The sequence below is a fragment of the Methylomonas koyamae genome, from assembly GCF_019669905.1.
Classification (GTDB): Bacteria; Pseudomonadota; Gammaproteobacteria; order Methylococcales; family Methylomonadaceae; genus Methylomonas; species Methylomonas koyamae.
The window spans coordinates 15039-33583 of the sequence record NZ_AP019777.1; the positions used below are offsets into that span (position 1 = coordinate 15039).

19 protein-coding genes and 2 tRNA genes are annotated in these 18545 nt (G+C 56.2%); 11 read left to right on the forward strand and 10 right to left on the reverse strand.

The genetic code is table 11. From position 1 onward, the window contains the following. Positions 1–65 precede the first annotated feature (65 nt). Both MKFW12EY_RS00075 and MKFW12EY_RS00080 read left to right on the forward strand, forming a co-directional pair. A complete protein-coding gene (locus MKFW12EY_RS00075) occupies positions 66–581 on the forward strand; it encodes a hypothetical protein (protein WP_221053783.1) in 516 nt (171 codons plus the stop codon). Further along, positions 541–945: a hypothetical protein gene (locus MKFW12EY_RS00080; protein ID WP_221053784.1), complete on the forward strand. Its 405-nt coding sequence runs from the start codon at positions 541–543 to the stop codon at positions 943–945. Before MKFW12EY_RS00075 ends, MKFW12EY_RS00080 begins: the two co-directional genes overlap by 41 nt. Positions 946–1538: 593 nt before the next feature. On the opposite strand, the gene MKFW12EY_RS00085 is transcribed toward MKFW12EY_RS00080, so the two are convergent. Genes MKFW12EY_RS00085 through MKFW12EY_RS00105 form a run of 5 tightly spaced genes read right to left on the reverse strand, consistent with a single transcriptional unit; the run spans position 1539 to position 8230 of the window. Further along, positions 1539–2663 carry an ABC transporter permease gene (locus tag MKFW12EY_RS00085; RefSeq protein WP_054759231.1) on the reverse strand — a complete coding sequence of 375 codons (1125 nt, stop codon included), beginning with the start codon at positions 2661–2663 and terminating at the stop codon, positions 1539–1541. Positions 2664–2665: 2 nt separating this feature from the next. Beyond that, positions 2666–5464, reverse strand: a complete 2799-nt coding sequence (gene rbbA, locus MKFW12EY_RS00090) for a ribosome-associated ATPase/putative transporter RbbA (RefSeq protein ID WP_425334034.1) — start codon at positions 5462–5464, stop codon at positions 2666–2668. Then, a complete protein-coding gene (locus MKFW12EY_RS00095) occupies positions 5428–6492 on the reverse strand; it encodes an HlyD family secretion protein (protein WP_221053785.1) in 1065 nt (354 codons plus the stop codon). The genes rbbA and MKFW12EY_RS00095 overlap by 37 nt, the downstream gene beginning before the upstream one ends. A 24-nt stretch (positions 6493–6516) precedes the next feature. Then, the gene (locus MKFW12EY_RS00100) at positions 6517–7932 is read right to left on the reverse strand and encodes an efflux transporter outer membrane subunit (protein WP_221053786.1); all 1416 of its coding nucleotides are present in this window, start codon (positions 7930–7932) and stop codon (positions 6517–6519) included. Beyond that, positions 7922–8230, reverse strand: a complete 309-nt coding sequence (locus MKFW12EY_RS00105; RefSeq protein ID WP_245006392.1) for a TetR/AcrR family transcriptional regulator C-terminal domain-containing protein — start codon at positions 8228–8230, stop codon at positions 7922–7924. Before MKFW12EY_RS00105 ends, MKFW12EY_RS00100 begins: the two co-directional genes overlap by 11 nt. Positions 8231–8255: 25 nt before the next feature. On the opposite strand from MKFW12EY_RS00105, the gene MKFW12EY_RS00110 reads away from it, so the two are divergent. From MKFW12EY_RS00110 to MKFW12EY_RS00145, 8 genes are all read left to right on the forward strand, one after another. Further along, a complete protein-coding gene (locus tag MKFW12EY_RS00110; RefSeq protein WP_245006393.1) occupies positions 8256–8471 on the forward strand; it encodes a hypothetical protein in 216 nt (71 codons plus the stop codon). A 403-nt stretch (positions 8472–8874) separates the two neighbouring features. Beyond that, on the forward strand, positions 8875–9252 hold the full coding sequence (locus MKFW12EY_RS00115) for a hypothetical protein (protein WP_054759224.1): 378 nt from the start codon (positions 8875–8877) through the stop codon (positions 9250–9252). A gap of 14 nt (positions 9253–9266) precedes the next feature. Next, positions 9267–9431 carry a hypothetical protein gene (locus tag MKFW12EY_RS00120; protein ID WP_172680210.1) on the forward strand — a complete coding sequence of 55 codons (165 nt, stop codon included), beginning with the start codon at positions 9267–9269 and terminating at the stop codon, positions 9429–9431. Next, positions 9412–9729, forward strand: coding sequence for an SPFH domain-containing protein (locus tag MKFW12EY_RS00125; RefSeq protein WP_054759222.1), 318 nt, complete (start codon positions 9412–9414; stop codon positions 9727–9729). Before MKFW12EY_RS00120 ends, MKFW12EY_RS00125 begins: the two co-directional genes overlap by 20 nt. 16 nt (positions 9730–9745) lie before the next feature. Further along, positions 9746–11554, forward strand: a complete 1809-nt coding sequence (gene ftsH / locus MKFW12EY_RS00130) for an ATP-dependent zinc metalloprotease FtsH (protein WP_221053787.1) — start codon at positions 9746–9748, stop codon at positions 11552–11554. 404 nt (positions 11555–11958) lie between these two features. Then, on the forward strand, positions 11959–12372 hold the full coding sequence (locus MKFW12EY_RS00135; protein ID WP_245006394.1) for a MarR family winged helix-turn-helix transcriptional regulator: 414 nt from the start codon (positions 11959–11961) through the stop codon (positions 12370–12372). A 23-nt stretch (positions 12373–12395) separates the two neighbouring features. Continuing rightward, a complete protein-coding gene (locus MKFW12EY_RS00140; RefSeq protein WP_157199182.1) occupies positions 12396–12554 on the forward strand; it encodes an IS3 family transposase in 159 nt (52 codons plus the stop codon). Beyond that, a complete protein-coding gene (locus tag MKFW12EY_RS00145; protein WP_221053788.1) occupies positions 12551–12943 on the forward strand; it encodes a DDE-type integrase/transposase/recombinase in 393 nt (130 codons plus the stop codon). Before MKFW12EY_RS00140 ends, MKFW12EY_RS00145 begins: the two co-directional genes overlap by 4 nt. Positions 12944–13288: 345 nt before the next feature. On the opposite strand, the gene MKFW12EY_RS00150 is transcribed toward MKFW12EY_RS00145, so the two are convergent. The 4 genes from MKFW12EY_RS00150 to MKFW12EY_RS00165 form a co-directional block, all read right to left on the reverse strand. Then, positions 13289–13365: transfer RNA gene (locus MKFW12EY_RS00150), tRNA-Pro, on the reverse strand. Positions 13366–13646: 281 nt separating this feature from the next. After that, positions 13647–15809, reverse strand: coding sequence for a hypothetical protein (locus tag MKFW12EY_RS00155; RefSeq protein WP_245006395.1), 2163 nt, complete (start codon positions 15807–15809; stop codon positions 13647–13649). Between the two features lie 24 nt (positions 15810–15833). Beyond that, positions 15834–16595, reverse strand: coding sequence for an ABC transporter permease (locus MKFW12EY_RS00160; protein ID WP_221053789.1), 762 nt, complete (start codon positions 16593–16595; stop codon positions 15834–15836). Beyond that, entirely contained in the window at positions 16592–17572 is a 981-nt protein-coding gene (locus MKFW12EY_RS00165; protein WP_245006396.1) for an ABC transporter ATP-binding protein, read from the reverse strand. Before MKFW12EY_RS00165 ends, MKFW12EY_RS00160 begins: the two co-directional genes overlap by 4 nt. A 284-nt stretch (positions 17573–17856) precedes the next feature. On the opposite strand from MKFW12EY_RS00165, the gene MKFW12EY_RS00170 reads away from it, so the two are divergent. Then, positions 17857–17933, forward strand: a tRNA-Met gene (locus MKFW12EY_RS00170). A 100-nt stretch (positions 17934–18033) separates the two neighbouring features. Here MKFW12EY_RS00170 and MKFW12EY_RS00175 read toward each other — a convergent pair. Continuing rightward, positions 18034–18414 (reverse strand): Mor transcription activator family protein, encoded by a 381-nt coding sequence (locus MKFW12EY_RS00175; protein ID WP_157199179.1) that lies wholly within the window; start codon positions 18412–18414, stop codon positions 18034–18036. Positions 18415–18545 lie beyond the last annotated feature (131 nt).

Sequence of the window (18545 nt, forward strand, 5' to 3'; positions counted from 1 at the left end):
GTTGCCATGGCTTGCATCGCTAAGCGGGTGATGTTTTCATAAGCCGTTTTACGCTTTGAATCATCATGCAACAACTCACAGACAAACCGCTCTTCGCAGCCCTGCAATACGCTAGAGACCAAGATGAACAAGCCGGCTGTGCCATCTTGGAACGTTTCCAAACCCGGCAACCGGTGTTTGCCCAAACTCTGTTCAACGTCTTTCCCTCGACGATGGTCGATTTGGATCAAGCCATGGCGCATCTATTCATGGATCTGTGCTTTGATGTCATCGCGGTTTACGAACACGCGTTCGGAAAAGTTCCTGATCAGCGGATCGTCGGCAATCGATGGTTTGAAGAGCGCGCAGAACGGCTGGATCAAGCAATGAAACCGGCCGCCAAGCCCAACACGACAGCCAATAGCAACGACCAAGACCGGCAAACGGATCTGGTGAATTTTTTACATGCCGCTATCGATCAACAACGTTGTCCCTCAATCGATGCCGTGCGATTAGCCAAAACGATGATCTTTACCACAGTGCAGTTATTTGACGCACTGTATGACGCCGCCGATTCAAGGCCGAATCAAGCCATCCATTAGACCATTGAAACTTGGGGCAGTCGTACCCATCAATAACAAAGAATTATCGTTTTATTTGATTTCAATGACACAACCTATTGCTAGCAAACCCGAACCCCGCAAAGCGCGAACCGACTGGTGTTACCAAACCTACTTTTTATCGCAACGACAACGCCGCGAAACAGTTGCCGAAACGACATCGGCCATTGCACTTCCGATAGGGTCCAAGAGTCATCCTTCGCCGACACTGCAAGCCGAACGGCGGGATCAGGTCATCGCTCAAATGGAGGCGCTGGCGGCGTCCATCGGTGTGGGTCTTACAATCGTCAATCAAGATGCTGTAACGAAACGCAATGCCATTGCTGGCGCGGGTAAAATATCGTAAATGCCCTCTCATTGACTCCAAGCCCCTGATTAACCTGGGTTAGAACACCGGCGAGTTAAAATCGGAAAGTCGATATCCGAGTAATATTGGGCCGGCGAACTTAAGCTGACGTTTGCTGAATGCAGTGATGTGCGCCACGGATATAATCGGTGAGTTGGGTATAGCCGCCGCCGTAGCCGGCTTTCTGCAGTTCCTCCAGCAACTTCAAAGCGGTCCGTCGTTCCCGTTTGGGGCGATAGCCATCGGCAATCAGTGCGCGTTTGAGCTGATCTTCAAACGGGGATCGTTTGGTCGGCTTTATATTTCGGGTCGGTCTCGCCGAGCAATTTCGTTGATGGATAACTTATCGCGGAAACACATCCGCCGGATTTTTGAAATTAAGATCAGGGTCATCACCTTCCTAAGCTCCTGTCTAAATTTTGGACAGGGCAGGTTCTATGAGTTAAAGCTATATCTACAATTCTTCGTTCCATGAATCTTCCCACTCAGCGACGGTAAACCGACAAAAAGCTAAGAACGTTATGAGCCGAGCCTAATGTTTTAGGTAGGCCGATGTTATTGGGATTCCGGTGCTTGGCATTGTCTCCACCGTATCAGGCCATCGAGCTGATGGTCTTGCGAAAGCGGCTCAGTGCCAGCATGAAAAACACGCCGCCTATGGCGATCAGCGCCAGAAATTCCGGCCAGACGATGCTGAAATCCGCACCGCGATAGAGAATAGCCTGAGCCAAAGAGACGAAATGGGTGGTGGGCGCCGCCATCATCAAGCCTTGCACCAATGCAGGCATGCTCTCTCGGGGAGTTATGCCGCCGGACAGCATCTGCAATGGCAGCAGGATGATGATCATCATAAGGCCCAGTTGCGGCATCGAGCGCGCCACCGTCCCCATAAAGATGCCCATCGAGGTGGTGGCGAACAAATGCACCGCCATTCCCAGGACGAAAAGCCCGATCGAGCCTTCGATGGGCACTTCGAGCACGCCTTGCACGATGAAGACCAGCGACGCCGTCGCCACCGCGACCACCACCAGGCCCATGGCCCACACCTTGGCCGACATGATTTCGAACGGCGTCAGCGGCATGACCAGCAAATGCTCGATAGTGCCGTGCTCGCGTTCGCGGATCAGCGCCGCGCCGGTGAGGATGATGGACAGCATGGTGATGCTGTTGATCAGTTCCATCACCGAACCGAACCAGACCGAACTCAGGTTCGGGTTGAAGCGCGCACGCACCTCGAGTTCGGCCGGCAGAGTCGTGACCGCGCGATGCCCCTGCACGAATGCCGCCACTTCGCCGTTGACGATGCTCTGCACATAGCTGTTGCCGATGAAGGACTGGGACATGCGCGTGGCATCGACATTGAGCTGGATCGAGGGTGTCCGTCCAGCCAGCACGTCACGCTGGAAATCGGGCGGGATGTCGAGGACGAAGGTATAGATGCCGGCATCCATGCCGGGGTCCATGGCATATTGATCGATGATCGCCGGCGCCAGGAAGTGAGGCGGATAAAAGGCGTTAATAATGCGCGTCGACAGTTGCGAGTGGTCTTCGTCGACGATGGCGATAGGCGCCTTGTGCAGCGATTCCGGCAGCCCGGTCGCCGTCAGGTAAACCTGGACGGTGAATGCAAACAGGATCAGCACCATCATCACCTTGTCGCGTCCCAGGCTGCGCAATTCCTTGACGCCGAGATGAAAAACATTCAGCCAGATATGCACGGCTAACACTCCTGTTTCTTCAGCAGTGCGACACTCAGAACGAGAATCACCGGGATGGCGAGGGCCAGCGGCAGCAACAAAGGGCTCAATTCAACGAAACCTAGCGCCTTGGAGAAAACTCCGCGGCAAATCGTCACGAAATGCGCGGCAGGAAAGATCTCGCCGACGAAGCGCGCCCCTCCCTCCAGTGACGACACGGGGTCTATCATGCCGGAAAACTGCCTGGTTGGAATGATGGTGGCGATCGACGTGGCGAAGATGGCGGCAATCTGGCTGCGGGTGAAGGCTGAGATCAAAAGCCCCAAACCTGTGGATGCGGTCACGTAGAGCAACGCGGCCACGGCAAGCAATAGAAAACTACCCTTGAGCGGCACGTCGAAAACAAACACACACAGCGCGCAAACCAGAAAGAAGTTGACCATCCCGATGGCGATGTAGGGCAGTTGCTTACCCAGCAAAAATTCCAGCTTCGTGACCGGCGTGACGTACAGATTGAGAATGGAGCCCAGCTCCTTTTCGCGCACCACGCTGAGCGCGCTGAGCATGGCCAGAATCAGCATCAGCAGCATCGGAATCACCGCCGGCACGATGGCCGGCAGACTCTTGACGTCCGGGTTGTAGCGAAAGCGTGTCTCGATGGTCATGAGTCCGGCCGGCAGGCGTCCCGTGGCATGTCGCCGCGCCTGCTCCTGCAGCCAGACCTGATGCATGGCTTGCACGTAGCCCAGCACATTCTCGGCGCGCGTCGGCATCGCGCCGTCTATCCAGGCGCCGATTTTCACGTTGTCGCCGCGCTCGATATCGCGGGCAAAGTTGGGAGGAATCTCCAGCGCCAGGCTCAGCTCGCCGCTGCGCATGCGCCGGTCGAGCTCGTCATAATCGCTGATCGGCGACTGGGCGATGAAATAGCGCGAACCGCCGAGATCGAGTGCGTAGTTACGGCTGAGCATGGTCTGATCGCGGTCGAGCACGGCAAAACGCAGATTTTCGACATCCATGCTGATGCCGTAACCGAATGTAACCATCAGCACCAAAGTACCGAACAGGGCTATCATCCAACGCAAGGGGTCGCGGCGCAGTTCCAGCGCCTCGCGAAAGGCATAGCTGAGCAATCGCAACAGGCTGAAGCGGGGGCTGGGTTGAATTGGCTCCCTCTCCCCTTTTGGGAGAGGGTCGGGGTGAGGGGGAAGGCGCGATAACTCGTCCGGGGCGGCAGCAGGCTCTTCATCCAGGCCACTCGCTTTTTTCAGATAAGCAATAAAGGCTTCTTCCAGCGTGGCGTGGCCGCTGTCTTCGACCAGCTTGGCCGGCGCATCGCTGGCCAGCACCGTCCCGGCGTGCATCAGCGAGATGCGATCGCAGCGCTCTGCTTCGTTCATGAAATGGGTGGAAATGAAAATGGTGACCTTGTCGCGGCGCGCGAGCTCGATCATCAGCTCCCAAAAACCATCTCGCGCTATCGGATCGACTCCAGAAGTCGGCTCGTCGAGGATCAGCAGGTCCGGCTTGTGGATCACCGCCACAGCCAGCGACAGCCGCTGACGAACGCCGAGCGGTAAAGCATCGGGCAGGCTATCCATCACCGCGTTCAGCGAAAAACGTTGCGCCATCTCGGCGACGCGACCGGCAATCTCGGTTTCCGGCAAGTGAAACAGGCGGGCATGCAACGCCAGATTTTGCCGCACGCTCAATTCCGAATATAAGGAAAACGCCTGCGACATGTAGCCGACGCGCCGGCGGGTAGCCAGGTTGCCGGCATCGACGACCTGGCCGAATAACCGCGACTCGCCCTCGCTGGGCTCCAACAGGCCGGTGAGCATTTTCATCGTGGTCGATTTGCCGCAGCCGTTGGAGCCGAGAAAACCGAAGATTTCGCCGCGTTCTATCGCCAAGCTGACGTTATCGACGGCGACGAAATCGCCGAAACGCATGGTCAAGCCGTGCGCCTCGATGGCGATTTCAGGCTCACCGCTGATGTCCCGCGGCGGAATGACGACTGCCCTGTGTCCCTGCCGTTTTGCTTCCGGCAGCAGGCGAATAAACGCAGTTTCCAGCGTGTCGGCGCCTGTGCGCCCACGCAGTTCGGCGGCCGTGCCGGTGGCCAGCACCCGGCCCGCATCCATCGCCACCAGCCAGTCGAAGCGCTCCGCTTCGTCCATGTAGGCGGTGGAGACCAGCACGCTCATGCCGGCATGGCGTTGGCGCAAGCGGGCGATCAGTTCCCAGAACTGGGCGCGCGACAGCGGATCGACGCCGGTAGTCGGCTCGTCCAGCACCAGTAGGTCCGGGTCGTGGATCAGCGCGCAGCACAAACCCAGTTTTTGTTTCATGCCACCCGACAAATTGTCCACGGGGCGATCGCGGAATGGCGCCAAGCCGGTGCTTTCCAGCAGTTCGTTGATGCGCTGATGACGCTCCGCCCGATGCTGACCGAACAAGCGTCCGAAGAAATCCACATTCTCGAACACCGACAAAGTGAGATAGAGGTTCTTGCCCAAACCCTGCGGCATATAGGCGATGCGCGGACAGACGGCTCGGCGATGGCCGGCGTCGGCAATGTCGCCACCCAGCACTTCGATTTTGCCGCCCTGCAGCTTGCGCGCGCCCGTCAACAGAGACATCAGGCTGGATTTGCCGACGCCGTCGGGGCCAATCAGACCCACCATGCGGCTGGCAGGAATCTCCAGGCTTAGGCCATCCAATGCCAGCGTGTCACCATAACGCAGGCTGGCACCCTGCACCCGGACGACTGGTGGTTGAGCGTTCATTTCGGCAACTTGATCGCCAGATTGGCGGGCCATTCGATGGCCGGATCGAGCTTGACATAAGCCACCCCAGGCACCCCGGTCTTGACCCGTTCGATATGCTGCTTCAACAGCTCGGCATCGATCCGGGCACGGACGCGAAACATTAGTTTCATGCGTTCGCTTTCGGTCTCGACCGTTTTTGGCGTGAACTGGGCGACACTGGCGACGAAACTGGCCTTGGCCGGAATCACGTAATCTGGCAGAGCATCGAACACAAGGTGGATTTCACTACCGACCGCGACCTTGCCGGCCGCCTCGGTGGGTAAAAAGAAGGTCATATAGACATCGGACAAATCCACCATGTTGAGCACGCGGCCGCCGGCATCCAGTACTTCGCCTGGTTCCGCGACCCGGTACTGGATGCGGCCGTCTATCGGCGCCTTCAGCTCGCTGTCGTCAATATCCGCTTGCAGGCGCGCGACCGTCGCCTTGACCGCGTCGATGATCGATTGCGCCTGTATCACTTGCGATTTCGCGGCCTCGATGCTCGCTTTCGCCGCCGCGACTTGGGCCACGGCGGTCCCGATTGCGGCCTGCATCCCCAGCACGCGGGCATGGTTGTCATCGACCTCCTGTTGCGGGGTGGCGCCTTCACCGACCAGCCTTTGCGAACGATGCAGACGTTTTTGGGCTGCGTCGAATTCGGCTCGACGCTGGGCTACGACCGCCTGCGCGGCAGCGTATTCGCTTTCGCGCTGAACAACGATGGATTTTGCCGTCTGATAGGCATTTTGGGCCTCATTGACTTTGGCTTGAGCCTCGGCCTGTTGAGCCCGCAGCACTTGGGTATCCATGCGCGCCAGTACCATGCCAGCTTGCACGAAGTCCCCTTCCCTAGCCATGATGTCGACGATACGACCGGCGGTCTTGGTGGCGATATTGATTTCGGTGGCCTCGAGCCGGCCATTGCCGGCGACGATGCCGACCGGTAGACCAGCAGGACGCATCTGCCACCAGACGGCGAAGGCAACGGCAGCGACTATGCCGACGAGAATCAGGGTCGATCGAAACGATCTGGGCATCGTCACCTCCTATGAATTTTATGTTTACGGCGCTATCGTCGCATCCGCACCGCCGCCTAGTGCCTTGTAGACCGCGATGAGATTGGTCGAAGTTGCGGCAGCTGACCGCGCCAACTCGATTTCGGCGACATACTGCGCACGCTGCGCATCCAGCACATCCAGAAAGGATATGACACCTTCGTGATAACGCAACTGCGACAGGCGCACCGATTCTTTTAGATCATCGACCGCGCGCGCCAGCTGCTGCCGGCGAATTTCTTCCTTCAGATAATGCGTCAGCGCCGTTTCGGTCTCCTGCAACGCATCGAGCACGGCTTTCTGGTAGCCCAGATAGGCTTCTTTTTGCCTGGCTTCGGCCATATCGATACCGGCCTGAATACGGCCAAAATTCAGCAGTGGCTGCATCAGGTTGGCGGCGGTGCCATAGGAAAACGCAGCATTTTTGAACAAGCTCTCGATATCGGTGTTGCGCAGTCCCACGAATGCCGACAGCGATATTTTCGGAAACAGTTCGGCGATCGCGGCGCCCTGCATCGCCGTGGCGGCCGCCAATTGGCGCTCGGCGACGCGAATGTCGGGACGTCGACGAATGGTTTCCGCCGGCGATGTCAGCAGTTGCCGTGCCGGCGCCGCTGGCAGAGGGGCCTCTGCATCCAACTCGGCGTTCAGTGTGCCTGGTGGGTGTCCGATCAGCACTTCCAACTGCCGTTGGATGGCAATTTGGTTGGCTTCCAGCGCCGGAATCTGCGCTTCGGTGGCTTCGGTCTGGGCGCGGGCACGCACCACGTCATGCCGAGTGCTAACGCCTTCATTGAACAATTTTTCGGTCAGCGCCAGCGTGTGTTTTTGCGATTCCAGATTCGAACGCGTGATGCGCAACTGATTTTGTAGACTGCGATAATCGATATAGTTGCGGGCCACTTCGGCGGTCAGTATCACCAGAGACTGGCGATACTCCTCTTTTGCGCCTTGCAGATCGGCCGTCGCCGCTTCCAGTCGTCGCAGTTGTCGTCCGAACAGATCGATTTCCCACAAGGCATCGAAGCCCACTTCAAACAGATTGTATTTGATGCCGGGCGCCAGGCCGGGAAGCGGGTTGCTTTGGCGCTGCGCGCCTGCCGTGGCATCCACGCTCGGAAACAGTTCGGCGCGGGTGCCGCGGCGTTCGGCCCGGGCCTGATCGATGCGCGCCAGTGCGATTTTGACGTCCAGATTTCCGGCCAACGCCTTATCCATCAGGTTGTCCAGTTGGCCATCACCAAAACTTTTCCACCAGGTTTTCAGCGCTTCCGGATCGACGGGCTCTTCAACAAGATTTTGACCGGATTGTCCTGACTGCCAATGCGCCGGCACCGCCGGGATTTCTTTACGATAGTCCGGTCCCATCGTGCAGCCCGCCAATCCGGCCAGCAGTAATAGCCAGCAAAGTTTATGCTTCATAGCCATGTCCTTTTAGAAAGAAGGCAACTACTCTGGAAATAAGGCGTTGTTTTTCCGGTTCGCCGAGGCCCGTTTCCAAGCCTAGCAGACAACGAAAATGCGGATCGCCTTTTAACATGTCCAGAAACAAACGACTGGATGTTTCAAGGTCGGTGATGTGCAGAATGCCTCGCCCACTCAGTTTGGCCAAATAAGAAGCCATCTGCCGCAACACGGGTTCTGCTCCGACCCGGTAAATCAATTCGCCCAATTCGGGGAAATGCTGCTGCTCGGCGATGATCGGCCGGTAAAGTTGCAAGGCTTCGTCGGCATAGGCCAAGTCGATGATCCAGATCGTCGCCAGTTCGCTGGAGCAGATTCAGGCCGGGTTATCCGCGACCGCCGATGAAATCACCTGGGTACAGACTGCCTACCGGGTAGCGGAAGTGGTGATTATTCCGCTGTCGGGCTGGCTGGCGCGCGCCTTTTCCGAGCGCATCCTGTTCGTAATGTCTTGCGGCGGCGTGGCAATTCTAAGCCTTCCGAATCACAAGAAATAGATTCTGTCTGAGCCTGTCTCGATCGATTTCAATGCATGGAGAGCTATTTCCATCGATTTTTAATCATCCAGGCAGTTTCGTTTCCCGGCGTTAGTGAGGCTATCGGTTGTGCGGGTCGGTAACTGCTCACTGTTGGTTCGTGGTGTGCGCTCCTGGTTTTAGAACATCCGCTGTTTCTGCAAGCAGACAGGAATTCGGCAAGCCACTGATAAATATATCTATTTTATTCAAAAGGTTTATCTTTTTAGAAAATGGTTCTCATAAGAACAAAAATAGTTGCAATTAGAACTATATATGCTAAGATCTTGCCATACGCAACGGTCGATCTGAATACATCCTCCTCAGTCCTTCGTTTTAATCGTTACGTATCAACACCCTATAATCAATCAAGAGGCTCGTCCCTATGAACACATACAAAAAAATCCTGGTTTCTTTCGTTTTGGCCGCGGCATCTACAAGTGCCTTTGCCGTGGTTAATCCCACCTATGCGGAAGTGAGAGCCGCTATCGACAATACGCTGGCTAAAGTGGAAGAAGCTAAGGCGGCCATGGACAGCGGCGCACCGAAAGAATCATTGGTCGATATGATTACCGAAGCTCGCCAGTTGCAAAAAGACATTGCCAACAACGTGCTGGACGTAAAACGCAATCAGGCCAGTGGTGTGTTGAAACAGGTCAGAGTCGCTATCGAAAAAGATGACATGCCAGCGGCCAAGGAGTCTTTGAATAATGCTTTAAACCGTTACAAAGAAATCAAACAGCTCTACGCCGATAACCATTAATCGAGCCGATGAGGATGGCTGCAAAGCCATCCTCGATTTTCGCCATTTATTCAAACGGCAGTAATAAATCCGAAGTCGAACTTGGCGATGAAGGCGTCGTTGATATTTTTCGCCAGCCTGATCTTGTCGACGGCATGGTTGAGGTCTGGATATCGATTTATGACCCGCATCATCGATAACGCCAGTGCATCCGATGCGCGTGTACTGGCCTTGGACCCATGCCCATGGTCCGAGCGTTTTCTTACCTCCGAAAAGAACAACGTTATTTTTGATTGGTTCGCCGCGTGGCGAACCGGTGATGAGGGTCTTTTTTATACTGCGCTCGCCGGCAAGCCTGATACTAATGAATTGGTCGTATCGGCCAACGCCGTAAGCGCCTTGGCTTTTCTGTGCGGATCGATCCAAACCGAAAACAGACTGGCCGCCGTTTTTCCAACTGAGTATTGCCACGCCGCCGTCCTTCGGCTTGCATCCTAATCGGGAGTCCTCAACCATGAAAAAAATGCTTATCCCGCTGCTGGTACTAGCCGGCATCGCGGTCGTGATGTTTGCCGTCTTTAACCCTACTGCGCCTGCCTACCATGCACAAAACGACCTGTCGTACTCGGATTTTATCCAGGATGTGCGCGGCAAGGCCGTTGCCGAAGTGGTGCTCGATGGTCGCTCTGTCAATGGTCTGCGCCATAACGGAACCCGCTTTACGGCCTACAATCCCGGCGATGCGCGAATGATCGACGACTTGTTGGAATATGGCGTCAAGATCAAGGTCCAGAGACCGGAGGTACAGTCGCCGTTGATGGAAGTCTTTTATGCCTGGGCGCCGACGTTGTTATTAATCGGGGTATTGGTGTACTTCATGCGCAAGCAGCAACTTGGCGCCGGTGCCCAAAACGGTTTCGGCAAAAGCCGCGCCAAATTGATGAGCGAAGACCTGATCAAGGTCCGTTTCAAGGACGTGGCCGGGGTCGAGGAAGCCAAGCAGGATGTCGCGGAAATGGTGGATTTTCTGAAAGATCCCGGCAAATACGAAGCTCTGGGTGGCAAAATCCCGCGCGGCGTCTTAATGGTTGGTCCTCCCGGCACCGGTAAGACCTTATTGGCCCGGGCCATAGCCGGTGAGGCAGGTGTGCCGTTCTTCTCGATCTCCGGCTCGGATTTCGTTGAAATGTTCGTCGGTGTCGGCGCGTCCCGCGTGCGGGACATGTTCGAAAAAGCCAAGAAACGCGCGCCTTGCATCGTCTTCATCGACGAAATCGACGCGGTCGGCCGGCAGCGTAGTCCCGGTAATATGGGGGGTACCGAAGAGCGCGAACAAACCCTCAACCAGCTATTGGTGGAAATGGACGGCTTCAGCGGTAACGAGGGCATCATAGTTATCGCCGCCACCAATCGCGCCGACGTGCTGGATAAAGCCTTGCTGAGGCCGGGCCGCTTCGATCGCCAAGTGCAGGTTGGCTTGCCGGACATCAAGGGCCGCGAGCAAATCCTCAAGGTTCATGCCGCCAGGGTGCCGTTGGCTGCTGACGTCGATATCAACGATCTGGCACGCGGCACCCCTGGTTTTTCCGGTGCCGAATTGGCCAACTTAATTAACGAAGGCGCTTTGTTCGCCGCCCGCAACAACCAGCGGCAAGTGACAATGACCGACCTGGATAAAGCCCGCGACAAAACCATCATGGGTGCTGAAAAACGCACCATGATCATGTGTCGGGAAGATCTGTTGATGACCGCTTACCACGAAGCCGGTCATGCCATTGTCGGTCGCCTGATGCCCGAGCACGACCCGGTTTATAAAGTCAGCATCATGCCGCGCGGCGGGGCCTTGGGCATTACCATGTTCTTGCCGGAACGCGACCAATACAGCGCCAGCAAGGACAAACTGGAAGGCCAAATTTCCAGCTTGTTTGGTGGCCGGATCGCCGAAGCGTTGATTTACGGCAAGAACAAAGTCACCACCGGCGCCTCCAACGACATCCAGCGTGCCACCCAGCTGGCCCGTAACATGGTCACCAAATGGGGGCTTTCGGACCGTTTAGGGCCGATGGATTGCGGCGAATTTGATGGGGGCTATCCGGGCTCATCCAAGCCGATGTCCGAACAAATGAGCCTGTTTGTCGATAAAGAAATCCGCCGCTTGCTGGCCAGGAATTATCAACGCGCCGAAACCATCCTCAAGGCGCATGTCGATATTCTGCACAACATGGCGCAAGCTTTGATGGAATGGGAAACGCTGGATAAAAATCAGATCGACGAATTGATGCAAGGCAAGGCGATAGCGCCGCCCAAGGCTGCGGGCACGTGAAGCGGAATTAAAAAAGCCAGAGCCGAATTCTGGCCCAAGGTTTCACGGAAGGGCGGCCTGAGTAACCAATATCGGAGGATTTTCATACCAATCCGCCGGGGAACGAAAATTATTCGGCCAACAATATGCTCGGCTCAGCCATGCTGAACTTGGAATGGCCCTTGTTCGACGGTTTCGAACGCAGCCATGCCGAGTAAGAAGCGGAAACCCGGAAATCCGCCATGAATAGGCGACGTGTCCTTATATCGCTTGGCTTGCAATGTTGGAGCGGTTTTTACTTGAGCGAGATGCCGCTTGCGGCTACCATCCGATTCTAATTAGAACAATTTTCTTTTTGCCTTATGTCGACTACATCCACATTTCCAACCGTACTTCGCCAGTTATTAAAGACCCATCAAACGTTTTTGTCTTACGCCGCCAAACACGTCCATAAGCTGGACCTGACCTTACCGCAATTCGATGTGATCATCACGTTGGGCGATACGCCCGGCATGACACCAAAAAAACTCGGTGAACAGACGCTGATTACCAAAGGTACGTTAACCGGCGTCGTCACCCGGCTGGAGGATAAAGGCTTGGTGCAGCGGACTGCCTCGAAAAAAGACGGCCGCAGTCAGATTATTCGCTTGACGGAGACCGGCCGGGCTTTATACGAACGGACTTATCCGGAGCATTTAGCGTTTATCAACCGCTTATTCAATAACTATCTTCCGGAAGAAGTGGTAACCCTGGAAGCGGACTTGGTGAGGTTGTACGACGAGATCATCGCTGCTCGTGGCGGAGACGGCGAGACGGTGGCTGACGAGTTTGAAGAATAAAGCTCTGGTACTGGTATAGCGCTATGGAAGCTCGCCAGTTACAGGATCAGCTGAATCTGCAAGGCATCCCGATCGGCCGCAAGCGGGTGAAAACTTTGATGAAGACAATGGGCATCGAAGCGGTGTACTGCAAGCCCAATACCAGCAAGAAGACGCCACGTCACGAAATCTATCCGGCATGACCATCCATCGCGCCAATCAAGTTTGGGCGTTGGATACGACCTACATCCCGCTGGCCAAAGGATTCGCGTATTTAACGGCGGTCGTGGACTGGGCCAGTCGCAAAGTGCTGGCAGCTAAAGTCGCGATTACCCTGGAAGCCTGCCATGCGGCGGTAGCTGCCTTGTTGCATGACGCCGTAGAGGATGCCGAGACTACCGACGAGGCAAACCGTCGGCGGGATTTAATCCGGGAAGCGTTCGGCGAGCGCGTTGCGACCATTGTCGAAGGTTACACAGACGGCGCGCCAGATAGTAATGGTGTAAAGCCCGATTGGCACACCTGCAAGCGTACCTATTTGGCGCATCTCAAGCCCCCCCGCCAATACCTTGTTGGTGTCTTGCGCAGATAAGCTTTACAACGCTAGGGCGATTTTGAATGACTTTCGGACTTTCGGCGACGAGATTTTAATACGGGTAAGGAAGATACTCTGTGGTATTACCAGACGTTAGCGAAGATTTTTGACTGCCGGCTTCAGAATGGACTATCTACAGAATTGTCAAAAACAGTCGAAGCTTTGTGTGTTCTGGCAAATTCGGTTTCAGGGGAAATAGCTGAGTGCTGACTTAAAAAGCTTACTCAGGACAGTGGCTTTTTAATTAGGAGAAAACGAGGCGCTCAATTGAGGTGAGTTTCCGTATAAATTCCGTACAGCCCTGGCATCGACACTATAATTTGTGCTAAGCCATTGATTTAATGGTCGGAGTGAGAGGATTCGAACCTCCGGCCCCTGCCTCCCGAAGGCAGTGCTCTACCAAGCTGAGCTACACTCCGTAATGCTCGGCTATTTTAACAAAGACCGGTAAAACCGACATGCAATTTTTAACCGCCATCGAGTTTATGATTCGGCTTGGCTTACAATCGAGCCACGCAGCGAGCGCTAACGGGCGGTTAGCGGAAGCCAGATGGCTGGTTGCCGGGAAATTAATTTGCCTAAGCTCGCTTTGACAACTGCGAAGAATCCACACAAGCAGCCCGCCCGCATGGCCGGCACGGTGAGTAAACCAAGTAGCTTAACCGCGGTAGGGCGGAATTTCCCGCTAGACGCCAGCCGCTTAGCGGGCAGTTTTTATAGCGTAAGCATCCCGTAAAATGTGTTCCGCGCTGCGCCCGGCTTCGGCTAGTTCGCGGGCGGTTTCGATAGATAAGCCCTCGCCATGGCCGGCGCCGATGCCTTGGAATAACCAGCTTTGGTTGTCTGCGGATTGAATCGAATCCGGGCACGACGGCAGTTTCAGCGTATTGCGAAATACTTCGCAGGCCAAGGCCTCGTCCGAATCGGCGTAGACCATGCGCACGTATAAGGCTCCGTCTTTGCGCCGCTCCCGGCGAATGTCAAAAATCTGCTGTTCGGCGAAAAGTCGCTGCAACTCCGCGAGCGGGATTTGCCGTTGCCAGCGTTGTGCGCCGCCGTTGGCAAACGCCAGCCAGTCGCGGTCTCCGGCCAATTCGTCCAATAGACCCAGTAACTTTGCATCGGTAGTGTGGCCGTGCCGGGCTGGGCCGGTTAATGCCTCGCCGAGAAATACCATGCAATGGGTGGTATCGCATACCGAGCGGGTTTCGGCGTGGCGGTGTCCGCCGCGGCTGCCGTTCCAAACGATTACGGCCCGCAACGCGTCACGCGCCGGGCCGGCCAGGTGCTGGGCCTCGGCGGCAAGTACCGCGTCGGCATAACTTTCGGCATCGGTTTCCAATACGGTCGCGCCGCCTGCTGGGGATCGATGCAAGATACCGTTTATTCGCCGTTCCGAGCGGCTGCCGCGGGCAGTCGAGGTAATGTAAAAATGGCCGCACAAACTGATGCGCGCCGAGCCGGCTTCCAGTTCCGGACATTCGCTGTGTGCCTGCCAACTGGCCGGATCGGTTGCCGATAGCACATGTACCCGCACGGCCGCGTAACGGGATGGAAACCGCCGCTGCCAATCGCGCAGCAATCCGGCGGCTTTGGCGGCGAGCGCGGCGCCACTGCTGCCCGATTGACGAAAAACGGCCAGATACACCGGATGTTCGGCCGGCCAGGCGACCATTAAATGCCCGACTAAGGGTTGGCCGCCGCTGCTGGATACCGTACCGGTTTTGGCCAACGCTTTCAGCTTACGGAAGGTCTGTTTGTCGGCAGCGTCGATGCCGGCCAGCGTCGAGTTCGGCGTGGCGCCGTTGCGAACCAGGCCTTGGAAATAATCGGGCTGCGACAACAGGGCGGCCCGCAGCGTTAAGGCCAGTTCCGGCAATGAGGCTTCGAGCGCGAAACCGCCGTCGGCGCCGCGTTCGCCGAGATAAGCCCGCCAGTCCTGTTCGGTAACGGGCGGCTGTAGCGTCAGGCTTTGCTGTTTGATTGGGGATAGCAATAAACGGTAACGCTCCGGGCTAAATTGGGCCCGCCGCGCCCCTAATTTATCGGTATCGCTGGCGGCCAACTCGTCGGCCAGTATTTGCGGATTGGCTTGGCTCAATGCCGCGGCATAGGGAATTTTCAATAACGAGCCGGGCGGTAGCGGCGTAGCGACATCGCCGCCGGTTTCCAAAATCCGACCGGAAACCAGGCTGGCCAACAAGTAACCGGAGCCGGCTGCGGGAAAGGGCGCGCCCAATAGGCGGCTCAGCGTTTCCGGTGGGTTACAGATTGCGGAAGGCCACTCGTAATGCAACGCCAGACGCCCCAACAAATCGCGGTCGCTCCGGTCCAGCGCCGAATTTTGCCGAATATGGCTGATCAGGTTTTCCAGGTCGGCAGCGTTCGGTTGCGGTTCGTGCTCGCGGCCGGCCAGTTCGCCGCTAAAACGCATCGCGGCCATTTCCTCGGCCCATTCCGGCAGGCGGCCGTTGCAAGTGCGGTAACTGGCTTCGTGAAACAGCTCGTGGCGTAAGTATGCCGATGTCGAGAAACCGGGTTGGGTTATTTCGCGTAAATAGATGCTGCCGGGGCGCCAGGCTCCGGCATGGCGGCCGCTGAACTCGCCGCCGGTCAATGCCGGGAACACCCGTAACGGCTGCTCAGCGCTGGGGATGCGGTAACCGAGTGCCGCCAGCTCCTGCATGGCTTGAAATGCATCGCCTTGCAGGGCCGGCTGTTGCGCCAGTGCCCCGAAAAACAAAATCGCCGCACCTGCCTCGAAACAGCAGCGGCTGCGCGTACAGCGACCAATGGCTCGGCGTATCGTCGCGATTAAGCGAGCCAGCGTCGCCAAGCCCGCGCCAATGAAACCGGAAGCCATAGCGCTCTGCGCAACCGATTCGGCTTAATTCCTGATCTTGTAACCGGTCCTGAACGCCCACCAGACGAATGCCAGGCAGATTAGCAAGAAGCCGAAGGTCATGCCTAAGCTGATTGCCACGTCGACATCAGCAATGCCGTAAAAGCTCCAGCGGAAGCCGCTGATCAGGTAAACCACCGGATTGAACAACGTGACTTTCTGCCATAGCGGCGGCAGCATGTTGATCGAATAAAACGCGCCGCCGAGAAAGGTCAGCGGCGTGACGACCAACATCGGCACCACTTGCAATTTCTGGAAGCTGTCCGCCCACAGGCCGATGATGAAGCCGAACAGGCTGAAGCTGACGGCGGTCAGCAGTAAGAATGCGACCATCCAGCCGGGATGCGCAATCTGGTAGGGTACGAATAGCCGCGCGGTACCGAGAATCAACAGCCCCAGCATCACCGATTTGGTGGCGGCCGCGCCGACATAACCCAACAACACTTCGATCCACGATACCGGCGCCGACAGCAGTTCGTAGATCGTGCCGGACCATTTCGGCATGTAGATGCCGAACGAGGCGTTGGAGATGCTCTCGTTTAACAGATTCAGCATCACCAGGCCGGGAATGATGAAGGCACCATAGCCGACACTGTCGATCTCGCCCATTCGCGAGCCGATGGCGCGGCCGAAGACGATGAAATACAGCGAGGTGGTCAGCACCGGTGCGGCGATGCTTTCGGCCAGTGTGCGAAAGGTGCGGGCCATTTCGAAATGGTAGATGGCGCGGATGCCGTAAAAATTCATGGCTTAACTCCTTGGGCTTGCTGGACCAGGCTGACGAAGATATCTTCCAGCGAGCTTTCGCTGGAACGCAGGTCTTTGAAATCGATGCCGAGTTGGTTCAAGGCCCGCAGTAATTCGGCGATTCCGCTTTCTTCGGTCTGGCTGTCGAAGGTGTAAACCAAAGTTTGGCCGTCGCCGGACAGGGTCAGCGGCCAGGCATGCAGTTCCGCCGGCAATTCCGTTAAAGTCTGGCGTAGCGTCAAGGCCAATTCTTTCTTGCCCAGCTTGCGCATCAACGCGGTTTTGTCTTCGACCACGACTAGCTGTCCCTTGTTAATGACGCCGATGCGGTCGGCCATGTCTTCGGCTTCTTCGATGTAATGCGTGGTCAGGATGATGGTTGTGCCTTGCTCGCGCAGTTCGCGTACCAGCCGCCACATGTCGTGGCGCAGCTCCACGTCGACGCCGGCGCTGGGTTCGTCGAGAAACAGGATTTCCGGTTCGTGGGATAAGGCTTTGGCAATTAGCAGTCGGCGTTTCATGCCGCCGGATAAGGCCATGATTTTGGCGTCGCGCTTTTCCCACAACGACAACGCGCGCAGAATTTTTTCCAGGTAGTCCGGGTTGGGCGGCTTGCCGAACAAGCCGCGGCTGAAGCGGACGGTCGCCCAGACCGACTCGAACGCATCGGTATGCAATTCCTGCGGTACCAGGCCGATTGCCGCCCGCGCGGCGCGATAATGCTTGCGGATATCGTAGCCCGCGGCGACCACGCTTCCCGAAGTCGGATTGACGATGCCGCAGATAATGCCGATTAGCGTAGTCTTGCCGGCACCGTTCGGGCCGAGCAACGCGAAAATCTCGCCGCGCCGGATCTCCAGATCGATGTTGCGCAAGGCCTGGAAACCGCCGGCGTAGGTTTTGTGTACGCCGTGCACCGAGATAATCGGCTCCGAGACTGCTGTCGTTGTGTGTGTGGATGTCGGACCTATAGCCACGGTAATCTCCAGGCGCGTGCGTTATCGGATCAAGACGAGCGTTATTTGGGTTTCGAAGGCCGCCAGGCCAATCGAAGTAACGCGATTTTAAGGCGAATCGCGCCGCTTTTCTCGGCGGAATAACCGGCCATCGAGAACATCGAGCAATGAAGAAGGCAGCCGTAAAGCTTCACGCCTCACTGAAATTACGAAAAGTGCCTATAGCGGAGTATCAAGCCCAATCCGATTTGCATGTTTATTGCTTGCTATTTTTTTTGGCGGTTGTATAATGCACGCATATCAATCGCGGGGTGGAGCAGCTTGGTAGCTCGTCGGGCTCATAACCCGAAGGTCGTAGGTTCAAATCCTGCCCCCGCTACCAGACAAAACAAAGGCTTAGGTTTTACGACCTAAGCCTTTTTTGTTGCCAGAATGGTTTCGGTAAGCAGATAGTAAGCGAATTTCGAATATATCAATCAACACTAAGGCATTCGCCCAAGTTCAACTGTTGGCATTTTCGACGCGAAGTCCCCACCACAAATAGTCCTGATTTGCCTATCGCTTAAGCTGTATTCGATGGCCAAGTCCACAATCCCTGCGCCTGCGGCCCGCTTTTTCCTGATTTCAGCATTTCTTGCGTCCAATCGATTGGCGTGGCCCTTGGGAATGTAAACCCAGCCAGCAAAATGCTTGCACATTGCCTCCCAAACGATCTGATCTAGCGCCACATGTCGCCCCTGTTGGCAATTATCCGGGAAATAGTGGGTGATGCCGCCGATCTGGCTTATCAAATGTTGGGCTTGGTCTGCGCCGATTACGTCGGCGATTTCTTGCAGGGTTAATGATCGACGTTTGGTTTTCATTATTTCCCAATTCAACTCTACCAAGGGAGCGAGTGACGATTTAGGGATATTCCAATAGATGCCAGTCAGGTATTCAAATCGCAGACAGCGCCTTCCACTTATTCAGCAGCTTGAAATGGTCAATGGCGAAA

Bases quoted from the DNA above. Each gene is read 5' to 3' on its own strand.
- MKFW12EY_RS00115 (WP_054759224.1), top strand. From the start codon at position 8,875: ATGAACACATACAAAAAAATCCTGGTTTCTTTCGTTTTGGCCGCGGCA.
- MKFW12EY_RS00075 (WP_221053783.1), top strand. From the start codon at position 66: ATGCAACAACTCACAGACAAACCGCTCTTCGCAGCCCTGCAATACGCT.
- MKFW12EY_RS00160 (WP_221053789.1), bottom strand. From the start codon at position 16,595: ATGAATTTTTACGGCATCCGCGCCATCTACCATTTCGAAATGGCCCGC.
- MKFW12EY_RS00110 (WP_245006393.1), top strand. From the start codon at position 8,256: ATGATCCAGATCGTCGCCAGTTCGCTGGAGCAGATTCAGGCCGGGTTA.
- ftsH (WP_221053787.1), top strand. From the start codon at position 9,746: ATGAAAAAAATGCTTATCCCGCTGCTGGTACTAGCCGGCATCGCGGTC.
- MKFW12EY_RS00145 (WP_221053788.1), top strand. From the start codon at position 12,551: ATGACCATCCATCGCGCCAATCAAGTTTGGGCGTTGGATACGACCTAC.
- MKFW12EY_RS00100 (WP_221053786.1), bottom strand. From the start codon at position 7,932: ATGAAGCATAAACTTTGCTGGCTATTACTGCTGGCCGGATTGGCGGGC.
- MKFW12EY_RS00155 (WP_245006395.1), bottom strand. From the start codon at position 15,809: ATGGCTTCCGGTTTCATTGGCGCGGGCTTGGCGACGCTGGCTCGCTTA.
- MKFW12EY_RS00125 (WP_054759222.1), top strand. From the start codon at position 9,412: ATGACCCGCATCATCGATAACGCCAGTGCATCCGATGCGCGTGTACTG.
- MKFW12EY_RS00140 (WP_157199182.1), top strand. From the start codon at position 12,396: ATGGAAGCTCGCCAGTTACAGGATCAGCTGAATCTGCAAGGCATCCCG.
- MKFW12EY_RS00120 (WP_172680210.1), top strand. From the start codon at position 9,267: ATGGCTGCAAAGCCATCCTCGATTTTCGCCATTTATTCAAACGGCAGT.
- rbbA (WP_425334034.1), bottom strand. From the start codon at position 5,464: ATGGCCCGCCAATCTGGCGATCAAGTTGCCGAAATGAACGCTCAACCA.
- MKFW12EY_RS00080 (WP_221053784.1), top strand. From the start codon at position 541: ATGACGCCGCCGATTCAAGGCCGAATCAAGCCATCCATTAGACCATTG.
- MKFW12EY_RS00175 (WP_157199179.1), bottom strand. From the start codon at position 18,414: ATGAAAACCAAACGTCGATCATTAACCCTGCAAGAAATCGCCGACGTA.
- MKFW12EY_RS00095 (WP_221053785.1), bottom strand. From the start codon at position 6,492: ATGCCCAGATCGTTTCGATCGACCCTGATTCTCGTCGGCATAGTCGCT.